At 64.8% G+C, this 21229-nt stretch carries 19 protein-coding genes; 10 read left to right on the forward strand and 9 right to left on the reverse strand.

Features of this window, described 5'->3' with window-relative positions; all coding sequences use genetic code 11:
- Positions 1–3: 3 nt before the first annotated feature.
- Genes AC2FL1_RS11820 through AC2FL1_RS11835 form a run of 4 tightly spaced genes read right to left on the reverse strand, consistent with a single transcriptional unit; the run spans position 4 to position 6684 of the window.
- Positions 4–2049, reverse strand: a complete 2046-nt coding sequence (locus tag AC2FL1_RS11820) for a hypothetical protein (protein ID WP_496877061.1) — start codon at positions 2047–2049, stop codon at positions 4–6.
- On the reverse strand, positions 2046–4808 hold the full coding sequence (locus AC2FL1_RS11825; protein WP_496877062.1) for a DUF4159 domain-containing protein: 2763 nt from the start codon (positions 4806–4808) through the stop codon (positions 2046–2048). Before AC2FL1_RS11825 ends, AC2FL1_RS11820 begins: the two co-directional genes overlap by 4 nt.
- A complete protein-coding gene (locus tag AC2FL1_RS11830; RefSeq protein ID WP_496877063.1) occupies positions 4805–5680 on the reverse strand; it encodes a DUF58 domain-containing protein in 876 nt (291 codons plus the stop codon). Before AC2FL1_RS11830 ends, AC2FL1_RS11825 begins: the two co-directional genes overlap by 4 nt.
- Entirely contained in the window at positions 5677–6684 is a 1008-nt protein-coding gene (locus AC2FL1_RS11835; protein ID WP_496877064.1) for an AAA family ATPase, read from the reverse strand. The genes AC2FL1_RS11830 and AC2FL1_RS11835 overlap by 4 nt, the downstream gene beginning before the upstream one ends.
- 65 nt (positions 6685–6749) lie before the next feature.
- Between AC2FL1_RS11835 and AC2FL1_RS11840 the strand changes: the two genes are divergently transcribed.
- A complete protein-coding gene (locus tag AC2FL1_RS11840) occupies positions 6750–7331 on the forward strand; it encodes a DUF1285 domain-containing protein (RefSeq protein WP_238905994.1) in 582 nt (193 codons plus the stop codon).
- An 18-nt stretch (positions 7332–7349) separates the two neighbouring features.
- On the opposite strand, the gene AC2FL1_RS11845 is transcribed toward AC2FL1_RS11840, so the two are convergent.
- Positions 7350–7919 carry an XRE family transcriptional regulator gene (locus tag AC2FL1_RS11845; protein WP_234140365.1) on the reverse strand — a complete coding sequence of 190 codons (570 nt, stop codon included), beginning with the start codon at positions 7917–7919 and terminating at the stop codon, positions 7350–7352.
- A 122-nt stretch (positions 7920–8041) separates the two neighbouring features.
- On the opposite strand from AC2FL1_RS11845, the gene AC2FL1_RS11850 reads away from it, so the two are divergent.
- Positions 8042–9217, forward strand: coding sequence for an acetyl-CoA C-acyltransferase family protein (locus AC2FL1_RS11850; protein ID WP_496877065.1), 1176 nt, complete (start codon positions 8042–8044; stop codon positions 9215–9217).
- A 68-nt stretch (positions 9218–9285) separates the two neighbouring features.
- On the opposite strand, the gene AC2FL1_RS11855 is transcribed toward AC2FL1_RS11850, so the two are convergent.
- The 3 genes from AC2FL1_RS11855 to ubiE are packed head-to-tail and all read right to left on the reverse strand — an operon-like array spanning position 9286 to position 12596.
- The gene (locus tag AC2FL1_RS11855; protein ID WP_496877066.1) at positions 9286–10272 is read right to left on the reverse strand and encodes a 4Fe-4S dicluster domain-containing protein; all 987 of its coding nucleotides are present in this window, start codon (positions 10270–10272) and stop codon (positions 9286–9288) included.
- A 38-nt stretch (positions 10273–10310) separates the two neighbouring features.
- Positions 10311–11840, reverse strand: coding sequence for a 2-polyprenylphenol 6-hydroxylase (ubiB, locus tag AC2FL1_RS11860; RefSeq protein ID WP_496877067.1), 1530 nt, complete (start codon positions 11838–11840; stop codon positions 10311–10313).
- 3 nt (positions 11841–11843) lie between these two features.
- Positions 11844–12596, reverse strand: a complete 753-nt coding sequence (ubiE, locus tag AC2FL1_RS11865) for a bifunctional demethylmenaquinone methyltransferase/2-methoxy-6-polyprenyl-1,4-benzoquinol methylase UbiE (RefSeq protein WP_496877068.1) — start codon at positions 12594–12596, stop codon at positions 11844–11846.
- 85 nt (positions 12597–12681) lie between these two features.
- On the opposite strand from ubiE, the gene mutM reads away from it, so the two are divergent.
- From mutM to AC2FL1_RS11900, 7 genes are all read left to right on the forward strand, one after another.
- The gene (mutM, locus tag AC2FL1_RS11870) at positions 12682–13533 is read left to right on the forward strand and encodes a bifunctional DNA-formamidopyrimidine glycosylase/DNA-(apurinic or apyrimidinic site) lyase (RefSeq protein ID WP_496827444.1); all 852 of its coding nucleotides are present in this window, start codon (positions 12682–12684) and stop codon (positions 13531–13533) included.
- Between the two features lie 66 nt (positions 13534–13599).
- Positions 13600–14376, forward strand: a complete 777-nt coding sequence (acuK, locus tag AC2FL1_RS11875; protein ID WP_496827446.1) for an acryloyl-CoA hydratase — start codon at positions 13600–13602, stop codon at positions 14374–14376.
- A gap of 219 nt (positions 14377–14595) precedes the next feature.
- A complete protein-coding gene (gene rpsT / locus AC2FL1_RS11880; protein ID WP_234140376.1) occupies positions 14596–14859 on the forward strand; it encodes a 30S ribosomal protein S20 in 264 nt (87 codons plus the stop codon).
- Between the two features lie 548 nt (positions 14860–15407).
- On the forward strand, positions 15408–16784 hold the full coding sequence (gene dnaA, locus AC2FL1_RS11885; protein WP_496877069.1) for a chromosomal replication initiator protein DnaA: 1377 nt from the start codon (positions 15408–15410) through the stop codon (positions 16782–16784).
- Positions 16785–17019: 235 nt separating this feature from the next.
- Positions 17020–18138 (forward strand): DNA polymerase III subunit beta, encoded by a 1119-nt coding sequence (dnaN, locus tag AC2FL1_RS11890; protein WP_234145237.1) that lies wholly within the window; start codon positions 17020–17022, stop codon positions 18136–18138.
- A 59-nt stretch (positions 18139–18197) separates the two neighbouring features.
- Entirely contained in the window at positions 18198–19298 is a 1101-nt protein-coding gene (recF, locus tag AC2FL1_RS11895) for a DNA replication/repair protein RecF (protein ID WP_496877070.1), read from the forward strand.
- Positions 19295–19915 carry a LysE family translocator gene (locus tag AC2FL1_RS11900; protein ID WP_496877071.1) on the forward strand — a complete coding sequence of 207 codons (621 nt, stop codon included), beginning with the start codon at positions 19295–19297 and terminating at the stop codon, positions 19913–19915. Before recF ends, AC2FL1_RS11900 begins: the two co-directional genes overlap by 4 nt.
- On the opposite strand, the gene AC2FL1_RS11905 is transcribed toward AC2FL1_RS11900, so the two are convergent.
- A complete protein-coding gene (locus AC2FL1_RS11905) occupies positions 19908–20495 on the reverse strand; it encodes a TetR/AcrR family transcriptional regulator (protein ID WP_496877072.1) in 588 nt (195 codons plus the stop codon). The genes AC2FL1_RS11900 and AC2FL1_RS11905 overlap by 8 nt on opposite strands.
- A gap of 106 nt (positions 20496–20601) precedes the next feature.
- Here AC2FL1_RS11905 and AC2FL1_RS11910 point away from each other — a divergent pair, with 106 nt between their 5' ends.
- Positions 20602–21195 (forward strand): NAD(P)H-dependent oxidoreductase, encoded by a 594-nt coding sequence (locus tag AC2FL1_RS11910; protein ID WP_496827457.1) that lies wholly within the window; start codon positions 20602–20604, stop codon positions 21193–21195.
- The last annotated feature ends 34 nt before the right edge of the window (positions 21196–21229 follow it).

Below are 21229 nucleotides of genomic sequence, written 5' to 3' on the forward strand. Positions count from 1 at the left end.
CGACTACCGCCGCCCCTCGCGCAACCATCCCGCGATGACAAAGCCCGAGGCCAGCAACAGCACCAGCCAGGCCGGGGCCAGCGGCGTCTGCCGCACATCGCGGGTTTCATAGGCGCCGCGCGGTGTCAGGCCCAGCCAGCCGCGCCCGGCGGCGGGCCGCCCCTCGCGCACATTGCGGATGGTGGGCAGACCTTCCTCCAGCCGGAAGATACCGCTCTTGAGCGGGGTGATCAGCGGTTCCATCAGGGCGGCGGTGGCGATGGTCGCCTCGAACTCGCGCGGGGCGGCGGGCCCAAGGCCGATGACCGCGCTCTGATCGCCTTCGCGCAGCCGGTAAAGGCCGATCTCGGGCCCCTGATAAAGCGCCTCGAACCGACCCGGAGACACCTCCTCCATCGGCAGCACATCCTCACCGCCATCGGGGCGAGTGATGGTGACCGAGCCGACCTCGGTTTCCAGCGTCCGCCGGATGATCCGCATGGTCTGGCCCTGCGCCTCGGCCCAGAGCGCGTCTTCCTCCAGTTCGGGTTCCTTCATCATCCAATGCGCCAGGCGGCGCAGCAGCTCCAGTTGCGGGCCGCCGCCCTCGTATCCGCGCCCCCAGAGCCAGGCGTGATCGGTGGCCAGCAGCGCCACCCGCCCCTCGCCCACCCGGTCGAGCACCAGCAGCGGCCGGCCTTCGACCCCGCTCATCAGCACATGGCCTGAATCCTGCGTGACCTCGATCTGACGCAGCCAGCGGCCCCATTCCCCGGCGCTGTCCAGTTCGGCGGTGACCGGGTGGCGGGCGCCCTCTTCGGTGACTTGCGCGCGATAGGCCTCTTCGATCACCCGGGCGGTGGGGCGCGCGGGCAGGACCGGCGACAAGGGGGTGCGATAGATGCTGTCGGCGGTGGCGAAATCCGGCCCCGCCGCTACCAGTACCGCGCCGCCCCGGTTCACGTAATTGGCGACATTGTCCAGATAGATCGCCGGCAGGATGCCGCGCCGCTTGTAGCGGTCAAAGATGATCAGGTCAAAATCGTCGATCTTTTCCAGGAACAGCTCGCGCGTGGGAAAGGCGATCAGGCTCAGCTCGTCAACCGGCACGCCGTCCTGTTTCTCGGGCGGGCGCAGGATGGTGAAATGCACCAGATCGACCGAGCTGTCCGATTTGAGCAGGTTGCGCCAGGTACGCCCGCCCGGATGCGGCTGACCCGATACCAGCAGCACCCGCAGACGGTCACGAACACCGTTCATCTGGATCAGCGCGGTGTTGTTGCGGTCGGTCAGCTCGCCCTCGGCCACGGGGACCGAGAATTGCACCACGTTGCGCCCACCATGGGGAAGGGTCACCGGCAACTCCAGGTCCTGGCCTACGGGCAGCGTCAGCCGCTCGGGCGGGCCGCCATCGACCGAGATCTCAAGCTCTGCAACCGCGCCCTGACCGGCGGGCACTGCACCGGCATCCTCGATCCTGAGGCTCAAGGTGACCGGCTCGCCGATGATGGCAAAGGCGGGGGCGTTGCGCACGATCAGGCGTCGGTCCCAGTCAGTGGCCCGCCCCGATAGCAGCAGATGCATCGGCGCCGGAAGTGCGGGGGCGCGGTCCAGATCGTGCACCTGCCCGTCGGATAGGGCAAGGATACCTGCGATCCGGGCGCGTGGTTCCTCGTTTAGCGCCTCGGTAAGGGCCGCCATCAGCTGGGTGCCGGTATCGGCCTCTCCATCGCCAACTATGATGCGGCGCAGCTCGGTATTGGGGCGGCTCTCGATGCTGGCGGCCAGTTGATCAGCGGCGCTTGTGGTCTGGCTCGGTCGGTCGGACAGGCCCTGACTGGCGCTCTGATCCTCGATCATCAGCACGATGTCGGAAAGGGGTGCGCGGTCCTCGACCTGCCAGACCGGGGCGGCGAGCGCGGCCAGCAGCACCAGTGCCGCCAGCCCGCGCAGAGCCCAGCCCGACAGGCCGCGCCACAGCGCCAGTGCGATACCCGCCAGCGAAAGGGCAGCCAGCGCGATCAGCAGCGGCAGCGGAACAAGCGGATCGAGCAGGAGGTCTCCGGTCATTGTCCCAACCTGTCAAGCAGCGCAGGCACATGGACCTGATCGGATTTGTAATTGCCGGTCAGCACATGCATGACCAGATTGACGCCAAAGCGATAGGCAAGCTCGCGTTGCCGCTCGCCACCGTAACCGCGCCCCACCGGCAGCATGGCGCGGCCATTGTCATCGACCGCCCAGGCGGCGGCCCAATCGTTGCCGCCGATCACCACCGGGGTGACCCCGTCATTGAGATTGCGAAAGGGCATGCCCTCGATCTGTTCGGCATCGAGCGGGGCGGCCTCGACCCAGATATCTGCGCTGGCATGACGGCCCGGGAAATCCTGAAGCAGGTAGAATGTGCGGGTCAGCACATGATCGCCCGGCACCGGCTCCAGCGGTGGAATGTCCAGAGGCGCCGCCAGCTGTTGCAGCTTTTGCCCGTTCGGGCTGCCAGCGCCAAAGCGGGCGATATCGGCGTCGCGGGTGTCGAACAGGATCATGCCGCCTAACCGAAGATAGGTGTTGAGCCGTGCATAGGCCGCATCCGACGGCTGCGGCTGATCGGGGGTGACGGGCCAATAGAGCAGCGGGAAAAAGGCCAGCTCGTCCCGTTCGAGGTCGACGCTGAACGGGGCTGCGGGTTCGACCGAAGTGCGAAAGAATAACGTGTCCGAAAGGCCGCGCAGCCCGGCCAGCGCCAGATCGTCCACCGTGCGATTGCCGGTCAGCACATGGGCCAGCACCATCTCGCGGGTGGCGTCGCGGGCGAAGCGGTCGGCCTCGGCCTGTTGCGCCTCGGCCCCGGGCGCATGCAGCAGCAAACCCAGCAGCGCAGCGGCACGGCCAAGCGGGCCGAGCCGGCCCGACAGTGCCAGCGAGGCCGCGACATCCAACGCCAGCAGCACCAGCGCGAGCGCCAACAGCCAACCACCCAGCGGTTTCTCTGCCGCGATGCTCAGCCCCAGCACCGGAATCGATGCGGGCCATTGCGCCGGGGTCAACACACTGTCGGCGCCCAATACGTTGCGCGCCAGCCGCCGGCTCTCGTTTGCATAGACGCCAGGGCGCAGCTCTGGCCCGATGGCGGCGCTGGCCAGCGCGGTGCCATCGACGCCGGGCAGGTTGCCGGCATCGTCCAATTGCCCAAAGCCATCCATCACCCGCAACGGGCTCCAGACCGTACCTTCGAGGTTGATTGCATCGGCACTTTTGGCGGCCGAGGAAACGGCGAGCCGGTCCAGCATCTCGACATAAAGGCCCGACAGCGGCAGGCTCGACCATTCCGCATCCGCGGTGACATGAAACAGCACCACCTGACCAAGCCCCAGCGCCTTGCGGGTGACCAGCGGTGTGCCATCGCTGAGCGCGGCGATTACCCGGTCGGCCAGATCGGGGTCGGGCTGCGCCATGACCTGGGTCGAAACGGTGACGTCGTCAGGGATCGTCAGCCCGTAGAAAGGCGAAGTATCGGCAAATGGAGCCAGCGTCTTGGCCTCGCCCCAGCTCATCGCGCCGCCGACGGTACGGCCGCCGCTGCGCAGGCGGACCGGCAGCAGCGGGTCGATCTCGTCGCGGCCGATATCGCTGGCCGCCATGCGCGGTCCGGCAAAGCGGACCAGGATGCCGCCCTGTTCAACCCATTCGGTCAGCGCGCTCCGTTCCAGTGTGGCCAGTGTCACCACATCTGCCAGTACCACGATATCGGGATTGGCGGGCAGCACATCCAACAAGGCGCCGTCGATGAAATCGGAATTGGGCACCAGCACCTGTGTCAGGTAGTGCAGCGGCGACAGCAGCTCCAGCCCCTCGCGATCCTGCCGCCCGGCAAATAGCGCGACCTCGTGCCGGGCCAAGCTGTCATCGGTCAAGGCCACTGCTCCAGCCGCGCGTTGGCCCTCAAGCTCGAACCGGGTGACGCGGGCCCGCAGTTCCGAGGGCAGGGAAAGCGCCAGTTGCGCCTCGGTTTCACCTGCGGCAAAGCGCGCCTCGCTGCGGTTCAGCACCCGGACCGTTCCGGCGGGATCAGGACCCAACGCCAGTACCGCCTGGATGCGCTCGGGCCCCGGTTCGGCACGCAGCAGCGTCAATTGAACGGCGCCATCGGCGAATGTAGCCGGGCGCAGACCCAGCACCGGGTTGGGTGACTGATAGACGGTGACCGCGCCGCGCGCGCCCAGCGTGTCGAGCAACTCGGTCCGCCCCGCATAGTCCAGCCCGTCGCTGAGCCAGAGCGTATCGAACCCGCCCGCCTGCGCGCCGACTGCCTGCGCGGCGGCGGCCAGTTCGGCCTGACCCGGTTGCCAGGGCATCGGCGAAAGACCGGGCAGCCGACTGCGCCAGGCAGCGGCGGATTGAAACACCAGATCCTCAGGCGCGCCCAGCCGCAGCACCGCGACCGGACGGTTGGTCCGACCTGCTTCGGTCAGACGCGCCTCGAGCAGGTCGATCTGTTGCGTCCAGCGCGCCGCCCCGGCCCAGCTGGCGTCCAGCACAACAAGCAGGGGCTGGTCGCCCTCGGCCTGTTGCCGGGGATTGAGCACCGGTCCGGCCAGGCCCAGGATCACCGCCGCCACCGCCAGGACCCGCAGCAAGAGCAGCCACCAGGGCGTTCGGTCCGACACGCTTTCGTCGTCACGCAAACCCAACAGCAGACTGACCGCCGGGAACAGCCGGCGGATCGGTGCCGGTGGCACCGCACGCAGGATCAGCCAGAGGATCGGCAATGCCACCAGCGCCAGCAGCAGCCAGGGCGCGGTAAAGCCGATGCCGCCCAGAACCGTCATCGCACTCTCCCGTCCAGGGCGCGCCACAGCCACAACAGCGCCGATTGCGCGCTGTCGCCGGTATGGTGCAGGCCCAGTTGCCAGCCAGTCGCCCGCGTAAGCGCCATCAACGCGTCGCGGCGTTCGGCCAGCCGGACGAGGTAGCGCTCGCGCAGCTCTCCGGCCTTGAGGGTTTCATGACGCAGCGTGCCGCCCACGCTTTCGAACAGGGTGCGCCCGCGATAGGGAAAGCTTTCCTCGGCGGGGTCGAGCACCTGCATCAGCACACCGCGCACACCCCGGTCAGCGGCCTTGGACAGGGCCAACTCGACCTCTTTGAGATCACCCAGAAAATCGGAAACGAACAGCGCGCGGGCATGCGGGATCATGGCCCGGTGCTCGGGCGGGGCATAGTCGGCCTCGGCATCGCGCGACCAGGCCTCGGCCAGCCGGTGCACCTGGGCATTGCCGCGGCGTGGCGGCAGTGTGGTGCCGGTCAGCCCGACCCGCTCGCCGCCCCGTACCAGCAGGATCGCTACCGCCAGCGCCAGCAGGCGGGCGCGGTCGGCCTTGGTCTCGGTTCGCTTGTCCGAACTGAAGCGCATAGAGGCACCCTGATCGACCCAGAGCATCACCGATTGCGCGATCTGCCATTCGCGCTCGCGAACAAATTGCAGGTCGCCCCGGGCCGAACGACGGTGGTCGATCATGCGGCGGCTGTCGCCCGGCTGGGCCGGGCGATATTGCCAGAAATCATCGCCCAGCCCGGCGCGGCGGCGCCCATGATCGCCCAGCAGCACGGTGCCCGCCAGATGCTCAGCCCGCGCCAGCAGGGGCGGCAGCGGGGCGGCGGCGGTTTCGGCACGATGCCTGAGGGCGGGGGCGACGCTCACGCGGCGACCTCGTTCCGGGTCAGGTTGGCGGCGGTCTCGTCGATCAGGCCGGCCAAGGTATCGCCGCGCGCCCGGGCGGCAAAGTTCAGCGCCATCCGGTGGCTGAGAACCGGGCGGGCCATGTCCAGCACATCCTCGGGGCTGGGCGCCAGCCGGCCCTGCAGCAGCGCCCGCGCCCGCACCGTCAGCATCAGCGCCTGCGCCGCGCGCGGGCCGGGACCCCAGGCCACGGTGTCGCGCACCCGGTCGCTGACCCCCGGCTCGTCAGGACGGAAGGCGCGCACCAGGTCGAGGATCATCTCGACCACCGACTCGCCCACCGGCATCCGCCGCAGCAGCACCTGTGCGGCCAGCAGATCGGCCTGGGTCATCACCTGATGCGCCTCGGCCTCTTCGGCGCCGGTGGTGGCAAGCAGAATTTCGCGCTCGGTCGCGCGGTCGGGATAATCGACGTCGATCTGCACCAGGAACCGGTCCAGCTGCGCCTCGGGCAGGGGATAGGTGCCTTCCTGCTCGATCGGGTTCTGGGTCGCCAGCACGTGAAACGGCGTGCCCAGCGGCCGGTTCTCGCCCGCCACGGTGACCGTTTTTTCCTGCATCGCCTGCAACAGCGCCGACTGGGTGCGGGGGCTGGCGCGGTTGATCTCGTCCGCCATCAGAAGCTGGCAGAAGATCGGACCGGGAATGAAGCGGAACCGGCGGCTGCCGTCCTCGGCGGTGTCCAACACCTCGGAGCCAAGGATATCGGCGGGCATCAGGTCGGGCGTGAACTGGATGCGGTTGCCATGCAGGCCCATGACGGTCGACAGGGTCTCGACCAGTCGCGTCTTGCCAAGCCCCGGCAGGCCGATCAGCAGAGCATGTCCACCGCACAAAAGCGCGGTCAGGGTCAGGTCCACCACCCGCTCCTGGCCGATGAAGCGGCGGGTGATCGAGGCCCGCGCTTCTTGCAGCTTGATGCCAAGCGCGTCGATTTCCCCGAGCAGGTCGGCAGGTTCGGACATGGTTTTCCCTCCGCGGCAACTATATGGGTATGAGTGTATCGCGCTGACAGCAAATGGCAAAAACAATGAGCGGACAAAAGCCTGTGAAACCTTCGGCGGACGGCCTTCTTGCCTCGGCCCGGGCGATCAAATCCAAAGGGCCGGCCCCGGTGCATCTGTGGAACCCGCCGTTCAACGGCGATATCGACATGCGTATCGCGCGGGACGGGACGTGGTTCTATCAGGGCACGCCGATCAACCGGCCGGCCATGGTGCGGCTGTTCTCGTCGATCCTGAAGCGTGAAGAGGACCGGTACTATCTGGTCACCCCGGTCGAAAAGGTCGGGATTCGCGTCGATGACGCGCCTTTTGTTGCGGTGGATGTCGAGGCGGCTGGGCAGGCGCGCGATCAGGTGCTGACCTTTACCACCCATGTGGGCGACAGCGCGGTGGCGGGGGCGGACAACCCGATCCGGATGGCGCAGGACCCCGCGACCGGGGAACCCGCGCCATATGTTCATATCCGCGCGGGGCTTGAGGCGCTGATCGACCGCAAGAGTTTCTATCGGCTGATGGATCTGGGCGCGGTCGAGGATGGCTGGTTCGGCCTGTGGTCCTCGGGCAGCTTCTTTCCCCTGATGACGGTCGAGGAGCTGGAGCGCGGCTGACCCGCGCCTGCGTGGCGCTCAGGCGGTCTTGACGATAAGGAACACCCGCGCCGGTCCGTCGCCGGTGGCGCTGATCTTGTGTGGAATGTCAGCGGCATAGCGCGCGGTATCGCCCGGGCCCAGATCCTGTATCGCGGCGCCCGAGGTTACACGCACTGCGCCATCGAGCACGGTCAGCTGTTCGCGGGTGCCGCGCGCATGGGGCTGGCTGTTCAGCGTGCCACCGGGCTTGAAGCTGATGTCATAGACCTCGTGTCCACCGGCATCCTCGGGCGGGGATAGAATGCGGATGCGGCAGCCCTGGCCCATGTTGTCGATGCTGGGCACTTCGGAGGCGCGCAGGGTGTCGATACGGTCGGCGGCCTCGGCGGCCTCGAGCAGGCCCGCGAAATCGACCTGAAGCGCGCGCGTCAGGTTCCACAGCGTGGCGATGGTCGGGCTGCTTTCACCCCGTTCGATCTGGCTGACCATGGAGCGCGAGACGCCGCTGAGATTGGCGACCGCCTCGAGCGAGAGACCCTGCGCACGACGCGCCTCTTTCAGGCGCGCGGGCAGGCGGTTCAGGATATCGTCGGGGTTTTCCGTCATGACGGAATCTCTGCGCCGCGCGCTCTATTTTGTCAATTCCCGGCAGGGTGGGCGTGACGGCACGTCTCAGGCGACAAATCATGCTGCGGGTGCATAATGCGCGAAACCCTGAGGAGGATGACATGACCGATATCGTGATTCTGGACGGTGCCCGCACCGCCATCGGCACTTTTGGCGGGGCGTTGGCCTCGACTGCGCCAATCGACCTTGCCACCGTGGTAACTGAGGCGGCGCTGGAACGTTCGGGCGTCGAGGGCGCCCAAATCGGTCACGTGGTTTTCGGCCATGTGATCAATACCGAACCCCGCGACATGTATCTGAGCCGTGTCGCCGCCATGCAGGCAGGCATCCCGAACGGAACCCCCGCGATGAACGTCAACCGTCTGTGTGGCTCTGGCGCGCAGGCCATCGTCTCGGCGGTGCAGTCGCTGATGCTGGGGGATGCGGAGTTTGCCCTGGCTGGCGGTGCAGAGAGCATGTCGCGCAGCCCGTTCATCATGACCCAGGCCCGCTGGGGCGCCAAGATGGGCGATGTCAAATCGCTTGACATGATGCTGGGCGCGCTGAACTGCCCGTTTGGCACCGGTCATATGGGTGTGACCGCCGAAAACGTCGCGGACGAGCACCAGATCAGCCGCGAAGACATGGACCAGTTCGCCATGACCTCGCAAGAGCGCGCGGCCGCAGCCATCGCGGCGGGGTATTTCGATGGCCAGATCACGCCGGTGCAGGTCAAGGTCAAGCGCGACATGGTCGACTTCAAAGTCGATGAGCACCCCAAGGCGACCTCGGTCGAGGTGCTGGCCGGGTTGAAGCCGGTGTTCAAGAAGGATGGCCGGGTGACGGCGGGCAACGCCAGTGGCATCAACGACGGCGCGGCAGCGATGGTGCTGGCCACGGCGGATGCGGCGGAGAAGGCCGGGCTGAAGCCCAAGGCGCGTATTCTGGGCTACGCCCATGCCGGTGTGCGCCCCGAGGTGATGGGGATCGGCCCGGTTCCGGCGGTGCAGAACCTGCTGGCGCGCACGGGCCTGAGTATCGGCGATTTCGACGTGATCGAATCGAACGAGGCCTTTGCCGCGCAAGCCCTGGCGGTGAACAAAGAGCTGGGTCTGGATGCGGCCAAGGTCAACCCCAATGGCGGCGCGATTGCATTGGGCCACCCGGTTGGTGCGACCGGTGCGATCATCACGCTGAAAACGCTTTATGAGCTGGAGCGCACCGGCGGGGCCAAGGGTCTGATCACCATGTGCATCGGCGGCGGCCAGGGCATCGCCATCGCGATCGAAATGCTCTGAGTGGAGAGGCTGGGGGCGCTGCCCCCAGACCCCCGGAGTATTTGGGGCGAAATGAAGCAGGGGCGCGGTTAGCTGGTTGCGTCCCTGTTGCGTTTGCGGGCCAGCTTGGCAGCTAGGTTCGGGCCGATGCCGGGGCGCGACCAGGGGCATTCGGCGATGCAGATGGCGCAGCCGTGCGTCTGGTTGAAGAAGGGCAGGCATTTGTCAAAATCGACATACCACTTGCGGGTGCCGCGTACGGTCTGCTTTTTCGCAAACAGCGCCTCGGGCGGGCAGGCGTCCTGACAGATGTGGCAGTTCTGGCAGAAGCCGTCGATGCCGTGATCCTGCGCCGGCGTCGGGGCAAAAGGCGCATCGGTCAGCACCGCCGACAGGCGGAACGAGGCGCCGAGATCGGGGTTGATGATGGACCCGTGCTTGCCCAACTCGCCAAAGCCGCAGGCCAGCGCGGGCGGGATCATCGCCAGCGCGCCGGTCATCGGGCCGGTCAGCGGCTCGGCCTGCCAGCCTTGCTGGCGCAGCCATCCGGCGATGGTCTTGGCGGCTTGGGCGGCACGAGTGTATTGCGTCATCACCTCAAGCCCAGCTCGGGGTTGGGGCGCCGTGGCGATGGCGTCGTAGTCATGGGCCACGCCGATCATGATGACGCGCGATTGCGGTATTTCGTGGCCTTCGAAGACCCAATCAGGGTCCATCTCGGCAACACCGGTCAACTCGCAAGCGCCGCTGTCCACGAATTGCGTCAGCGCGGCGGTCCAGTCCGCGGGTTCGCGGGTGGTCGCGGTCTCTGCTACCGGCGGCAGGGGCGCGTCCAGCACAGCCTGGCGGGCGGCGCGTCTTCTGGCAAAGTCGGGTTCCTTTGCCGATTGCCGGTAGAAATAGTGTTGCAGGGAGCCGTGTGGAATATCGGCCGGGTCGGGCGCCCAATAGACCATGCGCGGGCGGCGAAACGATGTTTCACCCAGCCCGTTGATGTCATTGCCGCTGACCTCGGGCGCAAGGGCTGCCTGTTCGGGATCGGGCACGAAGGGGCGATGTGGATTGGTGCGGGCCATGGGCGCAGCCTAGCACGAAGGCGGCGCCTGTCACCGGTTCAGATGAAAAGGCTGGCCAGCAGAACCACGCCGCCGCCGATCAGCGCGCCACCCAGGGCGGGCCAGAACGCTGCGCTGAGGCGCGGCTTTTCGTCTGGACCCGGTTGCGACTGCGCCACCAGCGCGCGTTCGACCAGATCGGGCAGGCGCGGGCCAAAACGGGCCACCACGAGCGCTGTTTTGCCTAGATCGGCCAGCACCGCGCGCGGGCCGATGGATTGCTTGATGTAATCCTCGACCACCGGGCGGGCCACCTCCCAGATGTTGATATGGGGGTCGAGCGAACGCGCCACGCCTTCGACCACGACCATGGTACGTTGCAGCAGGATCAGCTCGGTCCGGGTTTCCATGCCGAACCGTTCGGTGACCTCGAAGAGGTAGCTCAGCAGCCGGCCCATCGAGATATGGGTCGCATCCATGCCAAAGATCGGCTCGCCCACGGCGCGCAGGGCGCGGGCGAATTCGTCGACATCCTGGGTGGCGGGCACGTAACCGGCCTCGAAATGCACCTCGGCCACGCGTTTGTAATCGCGGCGGATGAAGCCGAACAGGATCTCGGCATAGACCCGGCGGGTATATTCGTCGATATGGCCCATGATGCCGAAGTCATAGGCGATGATATCGCCATCGGCAGCGACCTTCAGGTTGCCCTGATGCATGTCGGCGTGGAAATAGCCATCGCGCAGCGCGTGCAGCAGGAACAGGCGCAGCACCCGCTCGCCCAGATCGCGGCGATTATGCCCGGCGGCGTCCAGCGCGGCATTGTCACCCAGCGGCACGCCATCGGCCCAGCCCAGCGTCATCACCCGCCGCGCCGACAGCGACCAGCGCACCGGCGGCAGGCGGAATCCGGCATCCCCCTTGGTGTTGTCGGCGAACTCCGAGGCAGCGGCACTTTCCAGCCGCAGATCCAGCTCTCCGCGCACCACGCCGTCGAAATGCTCGATCACCTCGATCGGGCGCAGGCGACGGGCACCGGGGGCGAAGAGGTCGACGATGCGGGCGGCAAAGTAGAACGCATCCACATCCTTGCGAAAGGCGCGCTCGATGCCGGGACGCAGCACCTTGACCGCCACATCCTCGCCGCTGTCGGCCAGACGCGCCCGGTGCACCTGGGCGATGGACGCTGCCGCAATCGGCTCGCTGAACTCGCTGAACATCTCGGGCAGCGGGCGACCCAGTTCCCGCTCCACCTCGCGCATGGCAACAGCGCGGGGAAAGGGCGGCAATTGATCCTGCAACACGCGCAGCTGGTCGGCCAGATCCTGGCCCACCACGTCGGGCCGGGTCGAAAGCACCTGGCCGAACTTGATATAGGCCGGTCCCATCGCCATCAGCGCGCGGGTGGCCGGTGGCAGGCTGGGGTCGCCCTTGAAGCCCAGCCACTGGAACGGTTTGCCCAGCGCGCGGGCCAGAATGCGCAGCGGGCGCGGCGCGTCGAACGCATCCAGCACCGCGCCCATGGCGCCGTTGCGCTCCAGCGTGGCGCCCGTGCGGATCAGGCGGATGATATTATGGGGGCCGCGCATGGATCAGATCTTCCAGCCGGAATGCAGCGCGGCGATGCCCATGCTCAGGTTGCGGTACTTGGCATTGCCGAAACCCGCCGCCTCGACCATGCCCAGGAAGGTTTCCTGATCGGGGAAGTTGCGGATCGATTCCACCAGATACTGATAGCTGTCACGGTCGTTGGCGATCAGCTGGCCCATCCGGGGGATCACGTTGAAACTGTAAAGGTCATAGAGCTTTTGCAGCCCGTCATTGGGCAATTGGCTGAACTCCAGCACCATCAGGCGGCCACCGGGGCGCAGCACGCGGTAGGCTTCGTTCAGCGCCTCTTGCGGGCGGGTCACGTTCCGGATGCCGAAAGATATGGTGTAGACGTCGAACGTGTTATCCTCGAACGGCAGCGCCATGGCATCGCCCACCACCCAGTCGAGACTGTCGGCCATGCGCTCGGCCTCGGCCCGTTTGCGGCCTTCGACCAGCATCGGCTCGGTCAGGTCCAGAACGGTGGCATGGCCATGGCCCGCGCGTTTCAGAAACCGGAACGAGATATCGCCGGTCCCCCCCGCCACATCCAGCAGGCGCTGGCCCGGTCGCGGCGCCAGCCAATCCATCATCGCGTCTTTCCAGACCCGGTGGATGCCCATCGACATCACATCGTTCATGACATCGTATTTCGAGGCGACCGAGCCGAACACGCCCTGAACCCGGCCCGCCTTTTCATGCTCGGGCACGGTTTCAAAGCCGAAATGGGTGGTCTTGTCGGATGTGTCGGACATGGGTCTTGCCGTTCCTCGCATTTCGCCCCTGTTATAGGGTGCTGAGACCGGGGCACAATGCGGCCCTTTGGATGAGGAGCGTCTAATGCCTGAATTGCCCGAGGTCGAGACCGTGCGGCGCGGATTGGCCCCCGCGATGGAGGGGGCGGTGATCGCGCGGGCCGAGGTCAATCGGCCCGACCTGCGCTGGCCTTTCCCCGATCGCATGGCCGAGCGGCTGACAGGCCAGCGGGTGGAACGGCTGCGGCGGCGGTCGAAATACATCCTGGCCGATCTGTCGGGGGGCGAGACGCTGCTCATCCATCTGGGCATGTCGGGGCGGATGACCGTGTCGGGTGATCCGCTGGGGCAGTTCGTGCATGACCACCCGGCGGCGCAGAAACATGACCATGTGGTGTTTCACATGGACAACGGCGCGCGCATCACCTTCAACGACCCGCGCCGGTTCGGTGCGATGGACTTGATGGCCACTGCGACCGTGGACGAACACAAGCTGTTGATGGTGCTGGGGCCCGAGCCGCTGGGCAACGATTTTCACGAGGATTACCTGGTTGCCGCCCTCAAGGGGCGCAACACGCCGGTCAAATCGGCGCTACTGGATCAAGGAATCGTGGCGGGGCTAGGCAATATCTATGTCTGTGAGGCGTTGTTCCGCGCCGGGGTGTCGCCGCGTCGCAAAGCGGGACAGATCGCCGCCGCGCGGGTCTCTGCGCTGGTTCCGATCATTCGCCAGGTCCTGTCCGAGGCGATCGAGGCGGGTGGTTCCTCACTCAAGGATTTCCGCCAAGCCGATGGCGAACTTGGGTATTTTCAGCACAGTTTCGATGTCTACGGGCGCGAAGGGGAACCCTGCCGCCGCTCGGGCTGTGACGGCACCGTGCAGAGAATCACCCAGTCGGGTCGCTCATCCTTCTATTGCGCGCAATGCCAAAGATAGCTTGAACCATCTCTCGCCCATGATAAGGAATCGTTTCGAAACGGAACAACCGAGAGCGAAAGCCCCATGGCCTTTGAGACGATCATCGTCGAAGTTGAAGACCACGTAGCCCTGATCAGGCTGAACCGTCCCGATGCGCTGAATGCGCTCAACACACAGTTGTTGGGCGAGTTGTGCACCGCGCTGGAAGAGGCCGATGGCAATGACAAGGTGCGTTGCATCGTGATCACCGGCAGCGACAAGGCGTTTGCCGCCGGGGCCGATATCCGCGAGATGTCTGAGAAGACCTATGTCGAGGTGTACAGCGAGAACCTGTTCGCGGCCGCCAATGACCGTGTCAGCGCCATCCGCAAGCCGATCATCGCGGCAGTGGCGGGTTACGCGCTGGGCGGTGGCTGTGAGCTGGCAATGCTGTGTGATTTCATCATCGCCGCCGACACCGCCAAGTTCGGCCAGCCCGAGATCAATCTGGGCGTGATCGCCGGTATCGGCGGCACCCAGCGCCTGACCCGGCTGGTGGGCAAGTCCAAGTCGATGGATCTGAACCTGACCGGGCGCTTCATGGATGCCGAAGAGGCCGAGCGCGCCGGGCTGGTCAGCCGCGTAGTTCCGGCCAAGAAGCTGGTCGAAGAGGCGCTGAGCGCGGCTCAGAAGATCGCCGAGAAATCGATGATCTCGGCCTATGCGGTCAAGGAGGCGGTCAACCGCTCTTACGAGACCACGCTGAGCGAGGGGCTGCTGTTCGAGCGCCGCGTATTCCATTCGATGTTCGCCACCGAAGATCAGAAGGAAGGCATGGCCGCTTTCCTTGAAAAACGCGCCGCCCAGTTTCGCGACAAGTGACGTTGCGTCATGGAATCAGTGCAGCAGGCGGGCCCAGGCCCGCCTGTTTGCGTTTTGGCGGATGGGGGCTTGGCTTTCGTCGCCTTTTTCGCTAAACGCCGCCGTCATACATGCGCGTGGGGCCCGCTCTGGCTAGAATCACACCGGTGAGACTGATCCGGGAGAGGGGCGTCATTGCGTGACATGAACAGAACCGAACCCGAGTAAAGGTCAGAAAACATGGCAAATTCGCCCCAGGCAGCAAAGCGCGCCCGTCAGAACGAAAAGCGCTTCGCCATCAACAAAGCCCGCCGTTCGCGGATCCGCACCTATCTGCGCAAAGTCGAAGAGGCGATCGCCTCGGGTGACAAGGATGCGGCAACCGCCGCTCTGCGCGCGGCCCAGCCCGAACTGATGCGCGGCGTCAGCAAGGGTGTGTTCCACAAGAACACCGCATCCCGCAAAATGTCCCGCCTGTCCTCGCGCGTCAAAGCGCTGGGCTGAGGACGGTCCCGAATCCCCCAAAGGGGTTCTAAGAAAAGGCGTTGCATTTGCAGCGCCTTTTTTCGTGCCTGTTGCAGCAAGGTCCCGGTGCCGCAGCCTTGAGAGATTCTTTGCAGGTGAATCCCGAGTCAACATCATAGTTTCGTTGCCGCTCCGCAGACCGACTTGCTACCACTGTTCCAGCGATTCACTCGCTTGGGGGGACAGGCGCCCTTCACGACGGTCCGACGGGCATCGGATCACGTGAAAGGAAGGCGAAAGCGTACGATTGTCATCGCTTTCGATTTCTGTGGGGACCGAGCTGCTCGGGCTTCCACCCTGTCTATTTGAGTGTGTTATGTATTTGTAACAGGTTTTGATCTGCGCCCTTTCGGGGCAGTCATTACCTGTTGCCGGTGCGTAACCCTATGCTTGTTTGACAGCTTGCGCCCGCTTTGGGTGGCAGGGGCTGTTATGCGCGCTTTGAGTGAGTCGTGGAGGGCCACTGGCCGAAACTGATGGGTAATAAGGCCGGAATCGGCCAGATAACGGGACGCGTGAGGCGCTGGATGACACAAGAAAAATGGGGACTGCTATGTCAGAAATTGCTCAAGACGGTGGGGCAGAACAATTTCACGACCTGGATCGAGCCGCTTGAGTTTCAGGCGCTTGAGAATGGGGTCGCGGTCTTTACGGTTCCGACCAATTTCATGGGGAACTATGTCAGCCAGAACTTCTCGGATCTGATTCTGTACGAACTGAACAACGCCGGAGAGGCGGTTCAGAGGCTGGCTTTTCGTGTTGCTGCAAATTCGCCGATGCGACCAGCCCGCGCGGCGCGGCCAGCGGCTGCGCCAGAGGCTCCGACCCAGCGTGTTTCCGAGACCTCTGACGCGTTGGACGGGTTGCAGGCCGCGCCATTGGACCCGCGGTTCACCTTTGACAGCTTTGTGGTCGGCAAGCCGAACGAACTGGCCCATGCCGCCGCGCGTCGGGTGTCCGAAGGAGGCCCGGTCACCTTCAATCCGCTGGTCCTCTATGGCGGGGTCGGTTTGGGTAAGACCCACCTGATGCATGCCATCGCATGGGAGCTGAAGGTAAAGCGGCCGGAACTGAATGTGCTCTATCTGTCGGCGGAACAGTTCATGTACCGGTTCGTACAGGCGCTGCGCGAGCGCCGGATGATGGATTTCAAGCATCTGTTCCGCTCGGTCGATGTTCTGATGGTGGATGACGTTCAATTCATCGCCGGCAAGGACAGTACCCAGGAAGAGTTCTTTCACACCTTCAATGCGCTGGTCGATCAGAACAAACAGATCATCATTTCGGCAGACCGCGCGCCGGGCGAGATCAAGGATCTCGAGGATCGTGTGAAATCGCGCCTGCAATGCGGCCTGGTAGTGGATCTGCATCCCACCGACTACGAGCTGCGCCTAGGCATTCTGCAAACCAAGGTGCAGATGTATCGCAGCACCTATCCCGATCTGGTCATCGCGGATGGCGTGCTGGAGTTCCTGGCGCACCGGATCTCGACCAATGTGCGGGTCCTCGAAGGGGCGCTGACCCGTCTCTTTGCCTTTGCCTCGCTTGTCGGGCGCGAGATCGACATGGAACTGACTCAGGATTGCCTGGCCGATGTCCTGCGCGCCTCGGAGCGCAAGATCACGGTCGAGGAGATCCAGCGCAAGGTTTCGGATTACTACAACATCCGCCTGAGCGATATCATCGGCCCGAAACGTCTGCGCTCTTACGCACGGCCGCGTCAGGTGGCGATGTATCTGTGCAAGCAGCTGACCAGCCGGTCACTGCCCGAGATCGGGCGGCGCTTTGGCGGGCGTGACCACACCACCGTGATGCACGGGGTCAAGCGGATCGAAGAGCTGAAGCTGACCGACGGTCAGATTGCCGAAGACGTCGAAATGCTGCGCCGCGCGCTGGAGGCGTGAGGCCGGGCGGGGTGGCCGCAAGGCCATCCCGCACTTCGCTGTGCGCGCAGCAAGCCCATTGGGCTTCTGCTACGCGAGCGCTTTTCCCGAATTGCAACCATGCCATAATCGCGTCCCATCTGGGGGCGCCCTCTTGACGCTGTTGGCGTTAGGCCCGAGAAAACCAAAAAAGCCTTGTGTCGAAGGGGGAACCCGCTAGTTTGCCCTTCCCGGCCCATTCGGAGGATGAAGGGACATGAAGATCAGCATCGAACGCGGCGCCCTGCTCAAGGCCGTTGCGCAAGCGCAATCGGTTGTAGAGCGCCGGAACACGATCCCGATCCTCGCAAATGTGCTGATCGAGGCCGAGGGCGAAGGGGTCCAGTTCCGCGCCACCGACCTGGATATCGAAGTGGTCGACAAGGCGCCCGCGATGATTGAACGGCCTGGTGCCACCACCGTTTCTGCTACCACGTTGCACGAGATCGTGCGCAAGCTGCCGGACGGAGCGCTGGTCACCCTTACCGCAGATGCGGCGGCGGGCCGGTTGACCGTCGATGCCGGTCGCTCGAACTTCTCGCTTGCCACTCTGCCGCGCGAGGATTTCCCGGTGATGGCGTCATCGGAGTACCAGTCGAATTTCACCGCCAACGCTGCGGTTCTGCGGCGTCTGTTCGACAAGTCCAAATTCGCCATCTCGACGGAAGAGACCCGGTATTACCTGAACGGTGTCTACATGCATGTGGCCGATGGCGATGGCGGCAAGGTGCTGCGCTGCGTGGCCACCGATGGTCATCGGCTGGCCCGGATCGACGCGGACCTGCCGGCAGGTGCGACGGACATGCCCGGCGTGATCGTGCCCCGCAAGACTGTGGGTGAGCTGCGCAAGTTGCTGGACGATGACGAGATGGACATCGCCGTATCGGTAAGCGAGACCAAGGTCCGCTTTGCCACGCCCGACATCACGCTGACCTCCAAGGTGATCGACGGAACCTTCCCCGACTATACCCGCGTGATCCCGCAGGCGAATACAAGGCGGCTCGAAGTGGATGCCTCGGAATTCGCCAAGGCAGTGGACCGGGTCGCCACCGTCAGTTCGGAGCGCTCGCGCGCGGTCAAGCTGCAACTCGAAGAAGACAAGCTGGTCTTGTCGGTAAATGCACCCGACAGCGGCGCGGCGGAAGAGGAACTGGCGGTCGCCTATGGCGACGAGCGGCTGGAAATCGGTTTCAACGCGAAATACCTGCTGGAAATCGCCAGCCAAGTGGATCGCGAAAACGCGGTGTTCCTGTTCAACTCCTCGGGGGATCCGACCCTGATGCGCGAAGGCAATGATCAGAGCGCGGTCTACGTGGTCATGCCGATGCGCGTCTGATCGCGCTGACGCGCGATGCCTCCGGCGGAGGTATTTTCGAACAGAAGAAGGGAGGGGTCATGGCATTGGCCCTGACCGAAATCACGATATCGCATTTCCGGTCGCATCGGTTGCTGCGGCTGAAGCTGGATGAGCGGCCGGTTGCGATCCACGGGCCCAACGGCGCGGGCAAGACCAACATCCTGGAGGCGGTTTCGATGTTCTCGCCCGGACGCGGCATGCGCCGGGCCAGCGCCGCCGAGATGACCCGGCGCCCCGAGGCGCTGGGTTGGAAGCTGAGCGCCGAGATCGTGGCGGGAACGCAGCGCCACGAGATCGAAACCTGGTCCGAAGGCGGCGCCGCGCGGCAGGTGCGGATCGACGACAAGACGGCGAGCCAGGTGGCGCTGGGTCGGTTGGTGCGGATGGTCTGGCTGGTGCCCTCGATGGACCGGCTCTGGATCGAGGGGCCCGAGGGGCGGCGGCGCTTTCTGGACCGGATGACCTTGAGTTTTGAGCCTGACCATGCCGAAGCGGTGCTGACCTATGAAAAGGCCATGCGCGAGCGCAACCGCCTGCTGCGCGAGCAGGTACGGGACGCCCATTGGTATCTTGCGCTGGAAACCCAGATGGCGGCGGCTGGACAGCGAATTCACGCTGCGCGCCAGAGCGCCCTGACCGCGTTGGCCGCGGCGCAGTCACAGGCCGAAACCGCCTTTCCTACCGCCGATCTTGGGTTGACCCAGACCGAAGGTGCGCTGCCGGAAAGCGAGGGTGATCTGCGCGAGGCATTGGCCGAGAGCCGGTTTCGCGATCTGGCTGCAGGGCGCACATTGGTGGGGCCGCATCGCAGTGACCTGTACGGTGTCTATGCCGCCAAGGGCGTGCCCGCGAGTGATTGTTCAACTGGCGAGCAGAAAGCGTTGTTGGTCTCGCTGATCCTGGCCAATGCGCGCGCCCTGGCCCAACAGGTGGGGGCGCCGCCCGTGCTGTTGCTGGACGAAATCGCGGCGCATCTGGATGCCGACCGTCGCGCGGTGCTTTATGACGAGATTTGTGCCCTGGGTGCGCAAGCCTGGATGACCGGCACCGGGCCTGAACTGTTTGCCGAACTGGGCGCGCGAGCGCAAACTATTGCGTTGGTCGAGCATGGCGGTGAATCGGAGGTGGTAGAGACATGACGCTGTCTGCAATTGACCTGGCACTTTATGCGGGGGCTGTTTTCGTGCTGTTCCTGACGCCTGGGCCGGTTTGGCTGGCATTGACCGCGCGTACCCTGTCGGGCGGGTTTCAAGCGGCCTGGCCTCTGACGTTAGGTGTCGTGGTCGGCGACAGCCTGTGGCCTGTTCTGGCGGTTCTGGGCATCGGCTGGATCACCGCCGCCTCGACCCAGATTGCAGTGGTGCTCAAGGTGGTTGCGGTGCTGGTCTTTGTCACCTTGGGAATAGTCACGATCCGTAACGCGGATCGGACCATCGCCAGCGACAGCCGGTTAACCCGGCCTGGTATCTGGGCGGGGTTTCTGGCGGGGCTGGTGGTGATCCTGGGCAATCCCAAGGCGGTGCTGTTCTATATGGGAATTTTGCCGGGTTTCTTTGATCTGTCCGATATCACCACCACCGACCTTGTCGCCATCGTGGCGGTGTCGCAGGTGGTGCCGCTGGTGGGCAATCTGATGCTGGCGGCCTTTGTCGATCGGGTGCGGCGAGTGCTGAGTTCGCCGCGGGCATTGAGACGGATGAACCTGACGGCAGGAGTCATGCTGATCGTGGTGGGGCTGATCCTGCCCTTTACGTGATCAGCCAGGCGGCCAGAAAGGGATGCAAGGCTTCGGCGGGCGTGCCGGTGGCCTGATCCCCCTGACAGAAACGGATCGCTATGACCTGGTTGAGAAAGGCCTGAATGCCTTCGGCCAGCAGAGCGGGGGGATGGTCATCGCGAACCGCACCCGTCGCCTGCATACCGGCGATCCAACCCGCCCAGAGGTCGATCTGACGATAAAAACCCTCTGTCACCACCTCGTCCCGTTCGGCGCCGGTGGAGCCGGAATAGCGCAGCAGCAAGTCAAAGATCACTCGGTCACTGGCCACGAAATCCAGCAGGGGTGACAATCGCTCCATCAATTGGGGCAGGCCCTCGGGGCGGGTTGTGGCCGCCATGTCGTCGATCAGGCGCATCACCTCGGCGCCGATCAGAACGGCCAACAATCCATCCTTGTCGTTGAAATGCGAGAATAACGTGCCCTTGGCGACGCCAGCGGCCTCGACCACGTCCTCGACCCGCAGCCCCCCATATCCATGCGCTTGGATCAGGCGCGCGGCCTCTGCCAGCAGGCGGGCGCGGGTTTCCAGGCGGCGTTTCTGCGGTGGGCGGGTCATGGGAATCCTTTCAAAAAGTTGACCGAGGTCAAGAATAAATGTTGACCATGGTCAATTTTGACGTATGTAAATTGACCAAGGTCACTTTTGCAGAGGGTCTGCGCAAATGTCTACTCGGAAAATCATCGTTCTCAACGGCCATCCGGGCCAAACGTCGCTGTCGAAATCACTGTGCGAGGCCTATGCAGGGGCGGCACGCGACGGTGGGCACCAAGTACGATATCATGATCTGTCCCAGATGCGTTTCGATATGGATTACGGCGAGGGTGGATATGAAAACACCAAGCCGCTGGAGCCCGAGTTGGAGGCGTTTCTGGCCGATCTTGAATGGGCTGAGCACGTGGTTTTGGCCACACCGCTCTGGTGGGGTGCGATCCCGGCCAAGCTGAAAGGGCTGTTTGACCGTGTGCTGCTGCCGGGGCGGGCCTTTGACACCCGCAACACCAATTTCTTGGGCCTTCCGGCGCCGTTGCTCAAGGGGCGCACGGCGCGGGTGCTGATGACGTCGGACACCCCGGCGATGCTGTTGGGGCTGTTTTACTCGAATGCCATCAAGAAGGTTCTGGCCCGTCAGATCCTGGGTTTCGTCGGGATCAAGCCGGCCCGTTTCTCGACATTTGCTCCCGCCACCGGTGCCGAGGGCGACCGGGTCCGGAAATGGCTGTGCAAGGCGGCGCAGATGGGCGCGAAAGCAGCCTGAAACAATTGCCTAAAATCAGGTCCGGGCCGTGACA

Source organism: Ruegeria sp. YKSF070, assembly GCF_059612725.1.

What these genes read in the sequence shown, in the direction of transcription:
- AC2FL1_RS11820 (WP_496877061.1), bottom strand. Translation starts at nt 2,049, where the DNA reads ATGACCGGAGACCTCCTGCTCGATCCGCTTGTTCCGCTGCCGCTGCTG.
- AC2FL1_RS11825 (WP_496877062.1), bottom strand. Translation starts at nt 4,808, where the DNA reads ATGACGGTTCTGGGCGGCATCGGCTTTACCGCGCCCTGGCTGCTGCTG.
- AC2FL1_RS11835 (WP_496877064.1), bottom strand. Translation starts at nt 6,684, where the DNA reads ATGTCCGAACCTGCCGACCTGCTCGGGGAAATCGACGCGCTTGGCATC.
- AC2FL1_RS11840 (WP_238905994.1), top strand. Translation starts at nt 6,750, where the DNA reads ATGAGCGGACAAAAGCCTGTGAAACCTTCGGCGGACGGCCTTCTTGCC.
- AC2FL1_RS11845 (WP_234140365.1), bottom strand. Translation starts at nt 7,919, where the DNA reads ATGACGGAAAACCCCGACGATATCCTGAACCGCCTGCCCGCGCGCCTG.
- AC2FL1_RS11850 (WP_496877065.1), top strand. Translation starts at nt 8,042, where the DNA reads ATGACCGATATCGTGATTCTGGACGGTGCCCGCACCGCCATCGGCACT.
- AC2FL1_RS11855 (WP_496877066.1), bottom strand. Translation starts at nt 10,272, where the DNA reads ATGGCCCGCACCAATCCACATCGCCCCTTCGTGCCCGATCCCGAACAG.
- ubiB (WP_496877067.1), bottom strand. Translation starts at nt 11,840, where the DNA reads ATGCGCGGCCCCCATAATATCATCCGCCTGATCCGCACGGGCGCCACG.
- ubiE (WP_496877068.1), bottom strand. Translation starts at nt 12,596, where the DNA reads ATGTCCGACACATCCGACAAGACCACCCATTTCGGCTTTGAAACCGTG.
- mutM (WP_496827444.1), top strand. Translation starts at nt 12,682, where the DNA reads ATGCCTGAATTGCCCGAGGTCGAGACCGTGCGGCGCGGATTGGCCCCC.
- acuK (WP_496827446.1), top strand. Translation starts at nt 13,600, where the DNA reads ATGGCCTTTGAGACGATCATCGTCGAAGTTGAAGACCACGTAGCCCTG.
- rpsT (WP_234140376.1), top strand. Translation starts at nt 14,596, where the DNA reads ATGGCAAATTCGCCCCAGGCAGCAAAGCGCGCCCGTCAGAACGAAAAG.
- dnaA (WP_496877069.1), top strand. Translation starts at nt 15,408, where the DNA reads ATGACACAAGAAAAATGGGGACTGCTATGTCAGAAATTGCTCAAGACG.
- dnaN (WP_234145237.1), top strand. Translation starts at nt 17,020, where the DNA reads ATGAAGATCAGCATCGAACGCGGCGCCCTGCTCAAGGCCGTTGCGCAA.
- recF (WP_496877070.1), top strand. Translation starts at nt 18,198, where the DNA reads ATGGCATTGGCCCTGACCGAAATCACGATATCGCATTTCCGGTCGCAT.
- AC2FL1_RS11900 (WP_496877071.1), top strand. Translation starts at nt 19,295, where the DNA reads ATGACGCTGTCTGCAATTGACCTGGCACTTTATGCGGGGGCTGTTTTC.
- AC2FL1_RS11905 (WP_496877072.1), bottom strand. Translation starts at nt 20,495, where the DNA reads ATGACCCGCCCACCGCAGAAACGCCGCCTGGAAACCCGCGCCCGCCTG.
- AC2FL1_RS11910 (WP_496827457.1), top strand. Translation starts at nt 20,602, where the DNA reads ATGTCTACTCGGAAAATCATCGTTCTCAACGGCCATCCGGGCCAAACG.